This is a genomic window from Caenimonas terrae (assembly GCF_042655405.1).
GTDB classification, from domain to species: domain Bacteria; phylum Pseudomonadota; class Gammaproteobacteria; order Burkholderiales; family Burkholderiaceae_C; genus Ramlibacter; species Ramlibacter terrae_A.
The window spans coordinates 693,524-707,484 of sequence record NZ_JBHSMF010000002.1; the positions used below are offsets into that span (position 1 = coordinate 693,524).

Here is a 13,961-nt window from a genome sequence, read left to right on the forward strand (position 1 = left end):
GCCATGGAAATCGCATCCCTCAAGCATGTGGTCAGCGCGCAGGAATGGCAGCTGCGGGTCGACCTGGCGGCGGCCTACCGGCTGGTCGCGATGTACGGATGGAGCGACCTCGTCTTCACCCACATCACGGCGCGCATCCCCGGGCCGGAGCACCACTTCCTGATCAATCCCTACGGCCTGATGTTCGACGAGATCACCGCTTCGTCGCTGGTGAAGGTCGACCAGCAATGCAACAAGATCATCGACTCGCCGTTCCCGGTGAACCCGGCCGGCTTCGTGATCCACAGCGCGGTGCACGAGGCGCGCGAGGACATCACCTGCGTGCTGCACACCCACACGCGCGCCGGCGTCGCCGTGAGCGCGCAAAAGCGCGGCATCCTGCCGATCTCGCAGCAGTCCACCTTCATCCTGGCCTCGCTGGCGTACCACGACTACGAGGGCGTGGCCTTCCGCGACGAGGAGAAGCCGCGGCTGCAGGCCGACCTCGGCACCGCCAGCTTCCTGGTGCTGCGCAACCACGGGCTGCTGACCGTCGGCAAGAGCATCGCCGACGCCTTCCTGTCGATGTACACCTTCGAGAATGCCTGCCGCATCCAGATCGACGCCCAGGCCGGCGGCGAGCTGGTCGAGGTCAACCCGCTGATCGTCCAGGGCGTAGCGCAGGCGATGAAGGTGCAGACCGGCGGCCTGGGCGGGGCGTTCGTGTGGCCGTCGCTGCTGCGCCGGCTGGACCGGGTCGACGACAGCTACAAGGACTAGGCGGCCGCCAGCGGCGCCGCCGGGGCGCAGGCCGCCAGCTGTAGCGCCTCCGCTCCGCTGGCCGCGCGCCCGCGCGGGTCGTGCTCCAGCACGTTCACTTCCTTGCGCGTCATGCGCAGGCTGCCGAAGATGGTGCTGAAGGCCACGTCCTTGGCATCGCGGCCGGTGCCGATGCGCACCACCCGGTCGACCGGCGCCATGCCGGTCGGGTCGAACAGCACCCAGCGGCCGCCGATCCAGGCTTCGAAGATCGCATGGAAATCCTGCGGCGGCTCGTCGAACCACACGTAGCCCACCACCAGCCGGGCCGGGATGTTCAGGGCGCGGCAGAAGGTGATGCCCAGGTGCGCAAAGTCGCGGCAGACGCCCGAGCGCTGGGTGAACACTTCCTGCGCCGTCGTCGTCGAGGTGGTGCTGCCCGGCCGGTAGTCGATGTTGTCGTGGATCCAGCGGATCAGGCTGCGGATGCGCGAGATGCCGGGCGCCTCGTTGCCGAACAGGCTCTGCGCCTCGGCGCCCAGCAGGTCCGATTCGCAGTAGCGGGTCGGCATCAGGTAATGCAGGATCTGGTCGGGCACCTGGCTGACCGGCGTTTCCGCCAGATGCTCGTCGATGTGCTCGGTGAACACCTCGACCTCGGCCTTGTAGTCGACCAGCAGCGGGCCGGGCGAGGCGTCGAAGCGGAAGAAGCGGTTGCCGCTGCCCGGGTCGGTGAAGCTGTGCACCGACACCCCGGAGGAGACGGCGAGCCGCTCGCTCACGATGTTCTGGGTGGGCCAGTGGGCCGCCTCGATGTTGAAGCAGAAATGCGTGGGCGCGAGGATCTCGTACTCGAGAACGGTTTCGACGGTGGACAGGTGCACTGGATCAATCTCGGAAAGCGATGCCACAGCATAGGGAATCCGCCGGCCCCAGGTCATCGGCAGCGGCCGCCGGCTGCTGTAGGACCAGCCCCACGGCCGAGGAGCGTCCTATTTGCCGAACAGGCCGCGCAGGCTGCGGCCCAGCCGGTCGCCGAGCTTGGCGCCGGCGCCGGTGCCGACGCCGGGCATCACCGCGGTGCCGATGGCTGCGCCGATCAAGGCGCCGCGGCTCAGGGTCACGCTGGGGTTGTCGAGCGTGCCGCCGACCTGCAGCGGCACGCTGAGCGCGTTGCCGGCCGCGGCGCCGGCCAGGCTGACGTCGACGGTTCCGCTCAGGCTCTTGTCGGTGGCCATCGCCACCTGGCCGGTCGCCGACAGGTTGCCGGCGCTGGCCACCAGCTCCGTGAGCTGCATCGCGCCACCCTGCGTCGCCAGCCGGCCGGCCAGCATGTCCAGCGGCGTGTCGCCGCCGCGGTTCAGGCCCACGGTGCGCACGGCCTGGCGCAGGTCGATGCCATGCACCACCGCGTTGCGCACCGTGAACTGGCTTTGGGTCTGCAGCGTCTCGCCCAGCCTGCCCAGGTCCTGCAGGGGCGCGCGCAGCGTGGTGCTGCCGTCGAGCCGCCCGGCGAGGGTGCGGCTCGGCGCCGTCAGCGCCGCCAGTTCCACGTTTGCAATCCGGAAATTGCCCTGCAGCGTGCCGGCCGGCCTGCCGCCGGCGGCCTGCAGCGCCAGCGTGCCGTCGACCGTGCCGCCGCCGACGCCGGCCTTGAGCAGCCACGCGGTGCCCTTGCGCGTGAGGTCGGCCGTCGCGCCCGCCACGCGCCCACGCAGCACCTTCACCGACGCAGTCGACGGCAGGCCGTCCTCGTCCATCGAGAGTTGCGCGTCGACCGTGGTGGTGCTTCCGCGCGCGTCCGTCCAGCTGAGCCGGTCGAAGCGCGCCCGCCTGGGCCACCACGGCTGCCCCGGCGCGCTGGCCGCCGGCCCGGGCGCAGCGGCGCCGGGGGCGCGCTTCATCATGGCCGCGGCGACCGCCGCCACCCCGCGCCCGGGAATCACCGCGTCGCGCACCACCAGCGTCGCCACCTGCAGCCGGCCGCGCAGCAGCGCCGCCCACACCGGCCGCGCCTCGATCCGCTCCAGCGTCACCGGCGGCTGGCTGCCGATCGACAACCCGTCCAGCGCCACCGAGGGCAGCGGAAAGATGTCGACCGCCACCGCCCGCAGGCGCACCGGCAGCCCCAGCGCGAGGGACGCCTCGCGTTCGATGCGGCCCCTGAAGTCGCCGGTGCCGACCCAGTACTGCAGCGACAGCACCACGGCCAGCAGCAGCAGCACGGCCAGCCCGAACAGCAGCGAGACGATCCTGATCCAGCGCGACATGCCCCATTGTCGCCAATCGACCGGCGCCGCCGGCAGCAGGAATCGGCGCCACCGGCTAGCATTGCGGGCGCCTCCATTTCACCCATCGCGCGAAGGAAACCCCATGAAGCTCTATTACTCTCCCGGCGCCTGCTCGCTGTCGCCCCACATCGCCCTGCGCGAGGCCGGCCTGGCCTTCGAACCGGTGCTGGCCAGCACCAAGAGCCACAAGCTGCAGGATGGAACCGATTACTATGCGATCAACCCGCTCGGTTACGTGCCGATGCTGGAACTGGACGACGGCACCCGCCTGCGCGAAGGCCCGGCCATCGTGCAATACATCGCCGACCAGGTGCCGACCAAGAACCTGGCGCCGGCCAACGGCACGCTGCCGCGCTACCGGCTGCAGGAATGGCTGACCTTCATCGGCACCGAAGTCCACAAGCAGTTCTCGCCGCTGTTCAATCCCGCGATGCCCGAAGAGGTCAAGAAGATGCAGCGCGACAAGCTGGCGCAGCGCTTCCAGTGGATCGACGGCGAGCTCAAGGACAAGCAGTACCTGATGGGCGACAACTTCAGCGTCGCCGACGGCTACCTGTTCACCGTCACCAACTGGGCCAAGCCGATGAACATCGACCTGGCCGCCTATCCCAACCTGACGGCCTACCGCGAGCGGGTTGCCGCCCGGCCGGCGGTGCAGGAAGCGATGAAGGCCGAAGGCCTGCTCAAGTAAGCACGGCGGCGCGCCTGGCGGCCAGCGGCCGCTGGCGCCAGGCGATCGCCGCGCCCAGCCAGAGCGCGCCGGCGGAGAACAGCAGGCCGCGCGCCAGTCCGCCCGCGCCGTCCGCGATCCAGCCCACCACCGTCGGTCCGACGATCTGGCCGGCGGCAAACATGATGGTGAAGGCGCTGATGCCGGCGGTCCACTGCGAGGGCGCCAGGTTGTGCCGCACCAGCGCCGTGGTCGAGGCCACCACCGACAGGAACACCGCGCCGAACAGCAGGCCCGAGGCCAGCACCGCCGCCCATTGCGCCGTCAGCGCCGGCACCAGGATCGCGGCGCCCAGCAGCGCGCTGAGGATGGCCAAGGGCTGGCCGCCGTCGAAGCGATCAAGCAGGCCGGCCCAGATGCGCGGGGACGCCAGCACGGCGACGCCGAGCAACGCATAGAACAACGTCAAGCGGCCCGGGCCCACGCCCTGCTCGCGCAGCAGCGCGATCACGAAGGTCATGTAGCCGATGTAGCCGACGCCGAACAGGCAATACGCCGCCAGCGAGGGCGCGAAGTCGCGCCAGCGGAACGCGATCGCCGCGGCAATGCCGTCGCCCGTCGCGGACGCGGGGGCCGCCCGCCCCCCGAGCACGCGCGCCGGCCATGCCAGCGCCGCGGTCGCACCCGCGCACGCCAGCGCCAGCCCCCACCAAGACCACGCCCAGCCGTGCGGGTGGCCGGCCGCCACCTCCAGCAGGGCCGGCACCAGCAGCGCCGACAGCACGATGCCGACGCCGGTGCCGCCGTAGTACAAGCCGATCAGCAGGCCGCCGCGGCCGGGATGCAGCGCGCCCAGCCGCACCGCCAGCAGGCTGCCCGAGACCAGCACGAAGGCGCTGGCCACCCCTGCCAGCAGCCGCTGCAGCAGCAGCGCACCGGCGGCGGCGAAGAAACCGCTCAGGCCCATGAACACGCTGGCCAGCGCAGCGCCCCACAGCAGCAGCGCCGACGGCCCCAGGCGCCGCAGCAGCGCCGGCGTGAGCAGCGCACCGACGAGGTAGCCCACCGCATTGGCGGTGTTCATCGCACCGGCCAGCGCGTACGACCACTGCAGGTCGGCGCGCATCGGCGGCAGCAGCAGCGCGTAGGCGAAGCGCGTGATGCCCAGCGAAATCGCCGTCGCCAGCGACAGCACGGCGGCCAGCAGCAGCACCTGCGCTTGCGACCGGACCGGAGGTTGGCTCATCGCTGCGATTGTCGGCCATGGCACAAAAACCGGCGGCCCGTCGCGGCAAGGCTTTTGCAGGCGCATTACCCTGTGGACTACACAAACACAAAAGCAAGCTTCACATGCCTACCCTGTTCGACCACGCCCGCGCCGGCGACCTGCACCTTCCCAACCGCATCGTCATGGCGCCGCTGACCCGCAACCGCGCGCCCGGCGCCATCCCGACGCCGCTGATGGCCGAGTATTACGCGCAGCGCGCCAGCGCCGGCCTGCTGATCACCGAGGCCACCGCCATCAGCGCGCAGGGCCAGGGCTATGCCGACGTGCCCGGCCTGTACGGCACCGAGCAGCTCGATGGCTGGAAGCGCGTCACCGACGCCGTGCATGCGCACAAGGGCCGCATCGTGGTGCAGCTGTGGCATGTGGGCCGCGTCTCGCACGTGGACCTGCAGCCCGATGGCCAGAAGCCGGTGGCGCCGTCGGCCATCACGGCCAAGACCAAGACCTACCTGATCAAGGACGGCGTCGGCAGCTTCGCCGAGACCTCCGAGCCGCGCGCGCTCGACGCCTCCGAGCTGCCGGGCATCGTGCACGACTTCCGCCACGCGGCCCGCCATGCCGTCACCACCGCCGGTTTCGACGGCGTCGAGATCCACGGCGCCAACGGCTACCTGCTGGACCAGTTCCTCAAGACCGGCGCCAACAAGCGCACCGACGATTACGGCGGCTCGATCGAGAACCGCGCCCGGCTGCTGCTGGAAGTGGTGCGCGCGGTGGCCGAGGAGGTGGGCGGCGGCCGCACCGGGCTGCGTATCTCGCCGGTCACGCCGGCCAACGACGTGAGCGACGACAACCCGCAGGCCTTGTTCGAGTACCTGATGCGCGAACTGGCACCGCTGCACCTGGCCTACATCCACGTGATCGAGGGCGCCACCGGCGGCCCGCGCGAGATCGCCGACCGGCCCTTCGACTACAAGGCGCTGCGCCAGGCCTACCGCACCGCCGGCGGCAAGGCGGCCTGGATGGTGAACAACGGCTACGACGCCAGGCTGGCGCAGCAGGCGCTGGACGACGGCGCCGACCTGGTCGCGTTCGGCCGTCCGTACATCGCCAATCCCGACCTGGTGCAGCGGCTGCGCCAGGACGCGCCGCTGAACGCGCCGGACAAGGCCACCTTCTATGGCGGCGGCGCCAAGGGCTACACCGACTACCCGACGCTGGCCTGAGCCGGCGGCGCCGGCAGCCGCAGCACTGCCCGCAGGCCGCCGCCGGGCGCGGCTTCGAGCGTGAAGCTGGCGCCCAGCAGCTCGGCATAGCGGCCGACGATCGCCAGCCCCAGGCCGGCGCCCTCGCCCAGCTTCTGGCCGGCCGGGCCCTGGGCCCAGCGCTGGCCGAGCTGCTCGGCGTCCTGCGGCGCCAGCCCCGGGCCGTTGTCCGAGACGCTGAGCAGCACCTGCTCGCCCTCCTGGCCGATCGCCACCGTCACCCGCGGCTGGTCGCTGGTGCCGTAACGCAGCGCGTTGTCCAGCAGGTTGTTCAGGATGCCTTCCAGCAGGGCGGCGTCGCCGCGCACCAGCACCGGATGCTCCAGCCCCTCGCCGCCCAGGTCCACCCCCTTGGCGTCGGCCTTGGGCAGGAAGCGCAGCAGCACCGCCCGCACCAGCTGGCTCAGGTCGATCTGCTGCAGCGGCAGGGTCGGCGCGCCTTCGTCGGCGCGGGCCAGCGCCAGCAGCTGGTTGACCAGGTGGCTGGCCCGCTGCTCGCCCTGCGCGATGCCCAGCAGCTGTTCGCGCCACACCGCCGGGTCGTTCTGCGCCAGCGCATAGCCGGCCTGGGCCCGGATGCCGGCCAGCGGCGTGCGCAGTTCATGGGCCACGTTGCCGGCGAACTCGCGCTGCGCCGCGATGCTCTGCGCCAGCCGCGACAGCATCGAATTGAGCGCCGTGCCCAGCCGCTCCACGTCCACCGTGCTGGCGTCGCGCGTGATCGCCTCGGGCACCGGCGTCAGGTCGCTGGCGTCGCGCTGGTCGACCGCCTGCTGCAGCTGCGCCAGCGGCTCCAGGTCGCGCTGGATCACCCGGCGCAGCTGCCACGCCAGGAACAGCAGCAGCAGCACCTGCGGCACCGCCGAATAGGCCAGCATGCGGCGCAACAGGCGGCTGCGGCTGGCCGTGGTCTGGGCCAGCACCACGGTGAACTCGGCCGGCTGGTCGCGGTACAGCGCCACGGTGCGCAGCTCGCGCCCCGACAGCGACACAGTGGCGAACTGGTGGCCGCCGCCGGCCGGCAGGAAGGGCAGCGAGAGGTCGCCATGGGCGCCCACCAGCCTGCCCTGCGGCGTGTAGACCGCGAAGTAGTTGGATTCGCTGCGGTCGAACATCAGGGCCGTCAGCTCGGCGGGCGTCAGCACCAGCGACGCCCCTTCGGGCGACGCCCGCATGCTGGCGGCCAGCGCATAGGCGTCGTCCAGCAGCGCGCGGTCGAAGGCCTGGCCGGCGAAATTGTTGGCCACCGCCATGGCCACTGCGGTGCCGACCGCCCAGGTCAGCACCAGCGGCAGCATCACGCGGCGCGCCAGCCGCGCCTGCAGGGTTGGCTTGGACAGCGTCGCGCTGTCCGCGCTCACTGTTCTTCCTCGAGCACGTAGCCCAGGCCGCGCAGGGTGCGGATCGCGACGCCGCTGGCACCCATCTTCTTGCGCAGGCGGGAGATGAAGGCTTCCAGCGCGTTGTCGCCCAGCGCCCCGTCGGCCTCCGACAGCTTGCCCGACAGGTCGCGCTTGCTCACCACCCGCCCGGGCGGCGTCATCAGCTCCCACAGCACCTCGAACTCGCGTGCCGGCAGGTCCCAGGGCTGGCCGGCCAGGAAGAAGCGGCGGGCGCGCCGGTCCAGCGCCAGCTGGCCGACGTCCACTCGGTCGTCGGTGCCGTGCGCGCGCCGTACCAGCGCCCGCAGCCGCGCCTCCACTTCCGCCAGGTCGAAGGGCTTGCCCAGGTAATCGTCGGCGCCGCCGTCCAGGCCGGCGATGCGCTCTTCGGTGCGGTCGCGCGCCGTCAGCACCAGCACCGGCGTGCGGTCGCCGCGCGCGCGGGCCTCGCGCAGCACCGCCAGCCCGTTGCCCATGCCGCTGCGTTCGCTGGCGGAATGGGGCAGGTTCAGGTCCAGCAGCACCGCGTCGTAGGGTTGCACCTGCCACCAGTGGCGGGCCTCCTCGATGGTGGTCGCCACATCGATCCGGTGGCCGGCATCGAGCAGGCTGCGCAGCATCAGTGCCCGCAGCACCTCGTCGTCTTCTACCAGCAGGATTCGCATGAGTTCAAGCCGTCACAGGGTGGAACAGCTGCCGAGCATACGTCAGCCCTTGGCCCGCAGCGACGGGATTTCCTCCACCGAGTAACCCAGCCCGCGCAGGGTGCGGATCGAGACGTCGCCGGGCGCCAGCCGCTTGCGCAGCTTGGAGACGAACACCTCCAGCGCATTGTCGGCCAGCGGCTCCTCGGGCTGCGACAGTCGCTGCGCCAGTTCGCGCTTGCTGACCACCCGGCCGGGCGGCGTCATCAGCTCCCACAGCACCTCGAATTCACGCGCCGGCAGGTCCAGCGACTGGCCGCAATAGGAAAAGCGCCGCCCCAGCCGGTCCAGCGTCAGGGCGCCCAGCGTGGTGCGCTCGTCGGCGGCCTGCACCCGGCGCCGCAGCGAGCGCAGCCGCGCCTCCACTTCGTCCAGGTCGAAGGGCTTGCCCAGGTAGTCGTCGGCGCCGGCGTTCAGGCCCGCGATGCGGTCTTCGGTGCGGTCGTGCGCCGTCAGCACCAGCACCGGGGTGCGGTCGCCGGCGCCGCGCATTTCCTGCAGCAGCTTCAGTCCGCTGCCCAGCCCGCTGCGCTGCGCCGCGGTCCGGGGCAGCCGCAGGTCCAGCAGGATGGCGTCGAGCTTCTTGCCGCGCCAGGCCTGGCGGGCCGCCGCGATGGAGGCGGCGACGTCGACGGTGTGGCCGCGGTCGCGCAGGCTGCGCGACACGGTGTCCCGCAGCACGTCATCGTCTTCGACCAGCAGGATGCGCATGGCTCCGGTCCTTCAGGCAGGCTGGTGACGGGCGCGGGCCAGCATCGGCCGGCGCCGGCCCGGGACAAGGGGTTGGGGCGGCAGCATCATTCCTCGACGAACGCTTCCGCGCGCTTGCTCTTGACCGCCGGCAACAGCACGATCACCAGCAGCAGGGCGGCGGCCGCCAGCAGCCCGGCCGACAGGCCGCGGGTGACGAATACGCTCCAGTCGCCGCGCGACAGCAGCAGCGCCCGCCGCAGGTTCTCCTCCATCATCGGGCCGAGGATGAAGCCGAGCAGCAGCGGCGCCGGCTCGCATCCGAGCTTGACGAACAGGTAGCCGATGAAGCCGAAGGCGCCGACCATCCAGACGTCGAAGGTGTTGTTGTTGGTCGAATAGACCCCGACGGCGCAGAACAGCACGATGGCCGGGAACAGGAAGCGGTAGGGCACCGTCAGCAGCTTGATCCACATGCCGATCAGCGGCAAGTTCAGGATCACCAGCATCGCGTTGCCGATCCACATCGAGGCGATCAGGCCCCAGAACAGCTGCGGGTTGCTGGTCATCACCTGCGGGCCGGGCTGGATGTTGTGGATGGTCATCGCGCCCACCATCAGCGCCATCACCGCGTTGGGCGGAATGCCTAGCGTCAGCAGCGGGATGAAGGAGGTCTGGGCGCCGGCGTTGTTGGCCGATTCCGGCGAGGCCACGCCGCGGATGTTGCCCTTGCCGAAGGCGATCTCGCCCGGCTTCATCCTGATCTTCTTTTCCAGCGCGTACGCCGCGAAGGCCGCCAGCAAGGCGCCGCCGCCGGGCAGGATGCCGAGCGCGGAGCCCAGCGCCGTGCCGCGCAGGACGGCCGGCGTCATGTGCTTGAAGTCCGCCTTGGTCGGCCACAGGCCGGTCACCTTGGAGGTGAACACCTCGCGGTCGTCCTCGTGGGTGGAGAGGTTGCTGATGATCTCGCCGTAGCCGAACACGCCCATGGCGATCACCACGAAGCCGATGCCGTCCGTCAGCTCCGGGATGTCGAAGCTGTAGCGCGCCACGCCCGAATTGACGTCGGTCCCCACCAGTCCCAGCAGCAGGCCCAGCACGATCATGCCGATCGCCTTGAGCAGCGAACCGGATGCCAGCACCACCGCGCCGATCAGGCCCAGGATCATCAGCGAGAAGTACTCGGCCGGGCCGAACTTGAAGGCCAGCTCCGTCAGCGGCGGCGCGAACGCCGCCAGGATCAGCGTGCCGACCGAGCCGGCAAAGAACGATCCCAGGCCGGCCGCGGCCAGCGCCGGTCCCGCGCGGCCCTGCCGCGCCATCTGGTAGCCATCGATGCAGGTGACCACCGAGGACGATTCGCCCGGCAGGTTCACCAGGATGGCGGTGGTGGAGCCGCCGTACTGCGCGCCGTAATAGATGCCGGCCAGCATGATGAGGGCCGACACCGGCGGCAGCGCATAGGTGGCCGGCAGCAGCATCGCGATGGTCGCCACCGGGCCGATGCCGGGCAGCACCCCGATCAGCGTGCCCAGCATGCAGCCGATGAAGGCGTACAGCAGGTTGATCGGCGTGAAGGCGACGCCGAAACCGAGCGCCAGGTTGGAAAGCAGGTCCATCGCGTGTCCTCCTCAGCCGGTGATGAAGGACGGCCAGACCTGGATCTGCAGCTTGAGCAGCACGATGAAGGCCAGGTAGCTGCCCACCGCCAGCACGGTGGCCAGGATCAGCGTGTGGCGGCCGTGGAAGCGGCCGTCGGCCATGCTGGCGATGACGGTCAGCCCATAGATGGCGGCGATCAGCCCCATCGCCGGCACGCCCACCGACGGCAGGCCGCCCAGCAGCACGCCGAACGCGAGGTTGGCCGCGATGATGAAGAACAGCGGCCGCCAGGCCCACTGGCCGACCGCGTCGCCGCCTTCGACTTCCACCACCAGCGAGGTGAACAGCACCACCGCGCCGATCAGCGCCAGCACGATCCCCAGCATCAGCGGAAAGTAGCCCGGGCCCATGCGCGCGCCCTCGCCCACGTTGTAGGTGGTCGCGCCCCACGCGAACGCGATCCCGATGCCGATGAACAGCAGGCCCGAGAAGAAATCCTTGTGGCTTTTGATCTGCACGCCTGCCTCCTCGATGCAACTGCGGGAACGACGATTCTGGGGCGCCGCCCGGCGAAAACCACAGTGGCTTCTACCTAGCCGCGTGGTCAGGCGGTGTTCAGAATCCCTCAGGCGCCGCTCAGCCTGGGCAGGCATGATGCCAGCACTCTTGGAGCGTACCGTGGACCCAGTCGAAACCAGCAGCAGCCCGTCCAGGCTCAATACCGCCGTCGCCATCTCCGTGGCCCTGCTCAGCACGCTGATGGGCGTGTGCAAGGTCAAGGACGACAACATCGTGCAGGCCATGCAGCAGGCGCAGGCCGACAAGCTCGATCACTGGTCGTTCTACCAGGCGCGCAACCTGCGCGAGGAAGTGGCCAAGGGCACCCTGGTGCAGCTGCGCCTGCAGGCGGCCGCCAGCACCCCGGCGCTGCGCCCGCAGGTGGACGCCGCGATCGCGCAGTACGAGAAGATCGCCGCCGACCAGGCGGCCAAGAAGGAGGAGTTGCGCCAGTCGGCCCAGGCCGACCAGCAGACCTACGACACGCTCAATTACCGCGACGACCAGTTCGACCTGTCGGATGCGGCCATCGCGATCGCCATCGCGCTGCTCGCCATCGCCTCGCTGACGCAGATCTGGTGGCTGTTCGGCCTGTCGATGGTGCCGGCCGCTTTCGGCACCGTGATGGGCCTGGCCGGGCTTGCCGGCTGGAAGCTGCACCCCGACCTGCTGGCCCGGCTCCTGAGCTGAGCGCGCTCAGTCCCCGGTCAGTGCGCCGGCGCCGCGGCGCCTGAATTCGGCCGCCTCGGCCTGGCGCGCACTGGCCAGCGCCGCCGCCGTCCGGGCCCGCGTGGTGGCGCGCATCACGCCGCGGCCGACCGACACCACCCCGGTGCGGGCGGCCGACTCGGCAAAGGCCTTGCGCTGCGCCGGCACCGGCGACTTTTCCAGCAGCACCGCGCCGGCGCTGTCACGCTCTTCGGCCGGCGGCGGCCCGACGTCGGTCACGCGCGGGGCTGCCGTCTGGGCCATCGCAGCGGCCGCCCCCAGCAACGCGGCGGCCGCCAGGGCCGGCGGAGCAAGCGATCGGATCCCCATGGAAGTCTCCTTGATGTTGGCGCGATGGTGACCGGGCCCCCGCGCAAGGCTTGTGGCCCGAGGGGGCAAACGGCTGTAGGAAGGGACGCACGGGCCGGCAACGGCTGAGCCCGCGGCGGGCCCAAAGGCTTTACACAATCGCTACCGCAGAGCCATGGCGGCGATACATGCGCTGCCCAAACTTGCCTCCAGCCTGAGCCTGTTCCCCGACCCGGGCCCGTTGTCTCCAAGGAAGGAAACCATGACACATTCTCCCAAGCAATTGATCGCCGCCCTGATGCTGGCCGGCCTCGGTTTCGCCGCCGTCGCCCAGATGCCGCCCGGCCCGCCGCCCGGCGGCCCTGGCCGGATGGAGCGGATGGAGCGCCCCGACCCTGCCCAAATGCAGCAGTTCCGGCAGCAGCGCCACGCCCAGCGCATGGCCAAGCTGAAGGACACGCTGCAGATCACCGCGGCGCAGGAAGGCGCCTGGTCCGCCTGGACCGCGGCGATGCAGCCGCCGGCCAACTGGAAGCGGCCGGACCGCGCCGAGCTCGAGCACCTGTCGACGCCCGAGCGGATCGACCGCATGCGGGCACTGCGCGCCGAACGCAACGCGATGGCGGACCGGCGCGCCGACGCCACCAAGGCCTTCTACGCCACCCTGAACCCGACCCAGAAGCGCGTGTTCGACGTGGTGACCACGCGCCACGGCCATGGTGGCCGCGGCGAGCGTGAAGGCGGCCGCGGCGAGCGCCACGGCTGGGGCCGCTGACCCGCAGCCCTGCCCGAAGCAGAAAAAAAGGCCTGCGCCGTCAAGCGCAGGCCTTTTTCGTGGCGACGCCGGTTTTACTGGGGCGTGCCGCCCTTGAACACCGACGGGTTGCCGGCCGGCGAGTTCGGCGGCGTGCCCGCTTCGGCTCCGGCCTGGGCACCCTTCTGGCCCATCACGGCAATCTCGCGGGCCTGCCGGCGCTCGGCCTTCTTCATTTCCTTTTCCATCCGGCGTTCGGACTTGCTCTTGGTCAGCATGGGCGAGTCGGGGTTGGCGTTCGGGTTGCCCTTGACCATGGTGGTGGCCTCACCGGCGCGGCCCGGCGAACGGGTGGAGGCGCTGGCCTTGCTGCGACCCTGCGCGTCTTCGCGGATCTCGCTCTTGCTCAGCGTCGGCGCTTCCGACACGGTGCTGTTGGTGGTCACCGCGTTCGGCGCGCCTTGCGTGACGGTGCTTGCCTCGCCGGCCTGCAGCGGCGTGTTGGAGGTGCCGGCTGCGGTCTGGGCGTTTGCCGCGCCCAGCGCCATCAGGCCGGCCAGTGCGATGGAGGTCAATGCAAGCTTCTTCATATTCAAATTCCTTTGAGATCGAGGACCCCGGGAGTCGGGGCTTGGCGCAACCTTAGGTGCGGCGGCGGCGCCGAACTATCGGACGAGCCCGGGCAGGGCTGTAGGACCTGCCCCTACGCGCCGGCTCAGGGCTCGGTGCGCGGAGGCGCAATCAGCACCGGCCGCATCGGACCGGAAGCACCCATCAGCTTCAGCGCCGGGTCGCCCGCATACGCCGGGGCCGCCTTCTTGCGCACCGTGAGCCGGCTCTGGATGCCCAGTTCGCCCGGCTGCACGTTGGAAGTCAGCAGGTTGGGCACGCCGTTGGTCATGGTGCTGGCCTCGCCGGAACGCGGGGGCACGTTGGAGGTGGCGTTGGCGGCGGCAAGCGCGTCGGCCGCCGGTACCTGAGCTTGCGCTTGCGCTGCACCGGCCCACAGGCCGGCAGACAGCAGCAGCATGACAGCGAATCCCTGATGACCCATTTGCGTTC

The 13,961-nt window shown here is 70.7% G+C and carries 16 protein-coding genes; 5 read left to right on the plus strand and 11 right to left on the minus strand.

The annotated features are described in order from the left end of the window. Nucleotides 1-3: 3 nt before the first annotated feature. The gene (locus ACFPOE_RS03390; protein ID WP_376848582.1) at nt 4-759 is read left to right on the plus strand and encodes a class II aldolase/adducin family protein; all 756 of its coding nucleotides are present in this window, start codon (nt 4-6) and stop codon (nt 757-759) included. On the opposite strand, the gene ACFPOE_RS03395 is transcribed toward ACFPOE_RS03390, so the two are convergent. Both ACFPOE_RS03395 and ACFPOE_RS03400 read right to left on the minus strand, forming a co-directional pair. Then, nucleotides 756-1,622, minus strand: coding sequence for a transglutaminase-like domain-containing protein (locus ACFPOE_RS03395; RefSeq protein ID WP_376848583.1), 867 nt, complete (start codon nt 1,620-1,622; stop codon nt 756-758). The two genes, ACFPOE_RS03390 and ACFPOE_RS03395, sit on opposite strands and share 4 nt — an antisense overlap. A gap of 108 nt (nt 1,623-1,730) precedes the next feature. Continuing rightward, nucleotides 1,731-3,008, minus strand: a complete 1,278-nt coding sequence (locus ACFPOE_RS03400; RefSeq protein WP_376848584.1) for an AsmA family protein — start codon at nt 3,006-3,008, stop codon at nt 1,731-1,733. A gap of 103 nt (nt 3,009-3,111) precedes the next feature. Here ACFPOE_RS03400 and gstA point away from each other — a divergent pair, with 103 nt between their 5' ends. Next, on the plus strand, nt 3,112-3,720 hold the full coding sequence (gene gstA / locus ACFPOE_RS03405) for a glutathione transferase GstA (protein WP_376848585.1): 609 nt from the start codon (nt 3,112-3,114) through the stop codon (nt 3,718-3,720). Here the strand turns inward: gstA and ACFPOE_RS03410 are convergent. Beyond that, entirely contained in the window at nt 3,713-4,945 is a 1,233-nt protein-coding gene (locus tag ACFPOE_RS03410) for a YbfB/YjiJ family MFS transporter (RefSeq protein WP_376848586.1), read from the minus strand. The two genes, gstA and ACFPOE_RS03410, sit on opposite strands and share 8 nt — an antisense overlap. Nucleotides 4,946-5,049: 104 nt before the next feature. Here ACFPOE_RS03410 and ACFPOE_RS03415 point away from each other — a divergent pair, with 104 nt between their 5' ends. Beyond that, a complete protein-coding gene (locus ACFPOE_RS03415) occupies nt 5,050-6,153 on the plus strand; it encodes an alkene reductase (protein WP_376848587.1) in 1,104 nt (367 codons plus the stop codon). Here ACFPOE_RS03415 and ACFPOE_RS03420 read toward each other — a convergent pair. From ACFPOE_RS03420 to ACFPOE_RS03440, 5 genes are all read right to left on the minus strand, one after another. Further along, entirely contained in the window at nt 6,135-7,553 is a 1,419-nt protein-coding gene (locus tag ACFPOE_RS03420; RefSeq protein ID WP_376848588.1) for a sensor histidine kinase, read from the minus strand. The two genes, ACFPOE_RS03415 and ACFPOE_RS03420, sit on opposite strands and share 19 nt — an antisense overlap. After that, nucleotides 7,550-8,239, minus strand: a complete 690-nt coding sequence (locus ACFPOE_RS03425) for a response regulator transcription factor (RefSeq protein WP_376848589.1) — start codon at nt 8,237-8,239, stop codon at nt 7,550-7,552. The genes ACFPOE_RS03420 and ACFPOE_RS03425 overlap by 4 nt, the downstream gene beginning before the upstream one ends. A 42-nt stretch (nt 8,240-8,281) precedes the next feature. Continuing rightward, nucleotides 8,282-8,989 carry a response regulator transcription factor gene (locus ACFPOE_RS03430; RefSeq protein ID WP_376848590.1) on the minus strand — a complete coding sequence of 236 codons (708 nt, stop codon included), beginning with the start codon at nt 8,987-8,989 and terminating at the stop codon, nt 8,282-8,284. An 86-nt stretch (nt 8,990-9,075) separates the two neighbouring features. Further along, nucleotides 9,076-10,587, minus strand: a complete 1,512-nt coding sequence (locus ACFPOE_RS03435) for a tripartite tricarboxylate transporter permease (protein ID WP_376848591.1) — start codon at nt 10,585-10,587, stop codon at nt 9,076-9,078. 12 nt (nt 10,588-10,599) lie between these two features. Next, the gene (locus ACFPOE_RS03440) at nt 10,600-11,088 is read right to left on the minus strand and encodes a tripartite tricarboxylate transporter TctB family protein (protein ID WP_376848592.1); all 489 of its coding nucleotides are present in this window, start codon (nt 11,086-11,088) and stop codon (nt 10,600-10,602) included. A 160-nt stretch (nt 11,089-11,248) separates the two neighbouring features. Between ACFPOE_RS03440 and ACFPOE_RS03445 the strand changes: the two genes are divergently transcribed. Beyond that, entirely contained in the window at nt 11,249-11,818 is a 570-nt protein-coding gene (locus ACFPOE_RS03445) for a DUF4337 domain-containing protein (protein ID WP_376848593.1), read from the plus strand. A gap of 6 nt (nt 11,819-11,824) precedes the next feature. On the opposite strand, the gene ACFPOE_RS03450 is transcribed toward ACFPOE_RS03445, so the two are convergent. Then, nucleotides 11,825-12,166, minus strand: coding sequence for a hypothetical protein (locus ACFPOE_RS03450; protein WP_376848594.1), 342 nt, complete (start codon nt 12,164-12,166; stop codon nt 11,825-11,827). A 241-nt stretch (nt 12,167-12,407) separates the two neighbouring features. Between ACFPOE_RS03450 and ACFPOE_RS03455 the strand changes: the two genes are divergently transcribed. Further along, on the plus strand, nt 12,408-12,920 hold the full coding sequence (locus ACFPOE_RS03455; RefSeq protein ID WP_376848595.1) for a Spy/CpxP family protein refolding chaperone: 513 nt from the start codon (nt 12,408-12,410) through the stop codon (nt 12,918-12,920). A gap of 74 nt (nt 12,921-12,994) precedes the next feature. Here ACFPOE_RS03455 and ACFPOE_RS03460 read toward each other — a convergent pair whose 3' ends face one another. Together ACFPOE_RS03460 and ACFPOE_RS03465 are read right to left on the minus strand one after the other, a co-directional pair. Further along, nucleotides 12,995-13,489 carry a hypothetical protein gene (locus tag ACFPOE_RS03460; protein ID WP_376848596.1) on the minus strand — a complete coding sequence of 165 codons (495 nt, stop codon included), beginning with the start codon at nt 13,487-13,489 and terminating at the stop codon, nt 12,995-12,997. Nucleotides 13,490-13,614: 125 nt separating this feature from the next. Next, the gene (locus ACFPOE_RS03465; RefSeq protein WP_376848597.1) at nt 13,615-13,929 is read right to left on the minus strand and encodes a hypothetical protein; all 315 of its coding nucleotides are present in this window, start codon (nt 13,927-13,929) and stop codon (nt 13,615-13,617) included. Between the last annotated feature and the right edge of the window lie 32 nt (nt 13,930-13,961).

What these genes read in the sequence shown, in the direction of transcription:
- gstA (WP_376848585.1), top strand. Translation starts at nt 3,112, where the DNA reads ATGAAGCTCTATTACTCTCCCGGCGCCTGCTCGCTGTCGCCCCACATC.
- ACFPOE_RS03430 (WP_376848590.1), bottom strand. Translation starts at nt 8,989, where the DNA reads ATGCGCATCCTGCTGGTCGAAGACGATGACGTGCTGCGGGACACCGTG.
- ACFPOE_RS03455 (WP_376848595.1), top strand. Translation starts at nt 12,408, where the DNA reads ATGACACATTCTCCCAAGCAATTGATCGCCGCCCTGATGCTGGCCGGC.
- ACFPOE_RS03390 (WP_376848582.1), top strand. Translation starts at nt 4, where the DNA reads ATGGAAATCGCATCCCTCAAGCATGTGGTCAGCGCGCAGGAATGGCAG.
- ACFPOE_RS03450 (WP_376848594.1), bottom strand. Translation starts at nt 12,166, where the DNA reads ATGGGGATCCGATCGCTTGCTCCGCCGGCCCTGGCGGCCGCCGCGTTG.
- ACFPOE_RS03460 (WP_376848596.1), bottom strand. Translation starts at nt 13,489, where the DNA reads ATGAAGAAGCTTGCATTGACCTCCATCGCACTGGCCGGCCTGATGGCG.
- ACFPOE_RS03410 (WP_376848586.1), bottom strand. Translation starts at nt 4,945, where the DNA reads ATGAGCCAACCTCCGGTCCGGTCGCAAGCGCAGGTGCTGCTGCTGGCC.
- ACFPOE_RS03465 (WP_376848597.1), bottom strand. Translation starts at nt 13,929, where the DNA reads ATGCTGCTGCTGTCTGCCGGCCTGTGGGCCGGTGCAGCGCAAGCGCAA.
- ACFPOE_RS03415 (WP_376848587.1), top strand. Translation starts at nt 5,050, where the DNA reads ATGCCTACCCTGTTCGACCACGCCCGCGCCGGCGACCTGCACCTTCCC.
- ACFPOE_RS03425 (WP_376848589.1), bottom strand. Translation starts at nt 8,239, where the DNA reads ATGCGAATCCTGCTGGTAGAAGACGACGAGGTGCTGCGGGCACTGATG.
- ACFPOE_RS03435 (WP_376848591.1), bottom strand. Translation starts at nt 10,587, where the DNA reads ATGGACCTGCTTTCCAACCTGGCGCTCGGTTTCGGCGTCGCCTTCACG.
- ACFPOE_RS03400 (WP_376848584.1), bottom strand. Translation starts at nt 3,008, where the DNA reads ATGTCGCGCTGGATCAGGATCGTCTCGCTGCTGTTCGGGCTGGCCGTG.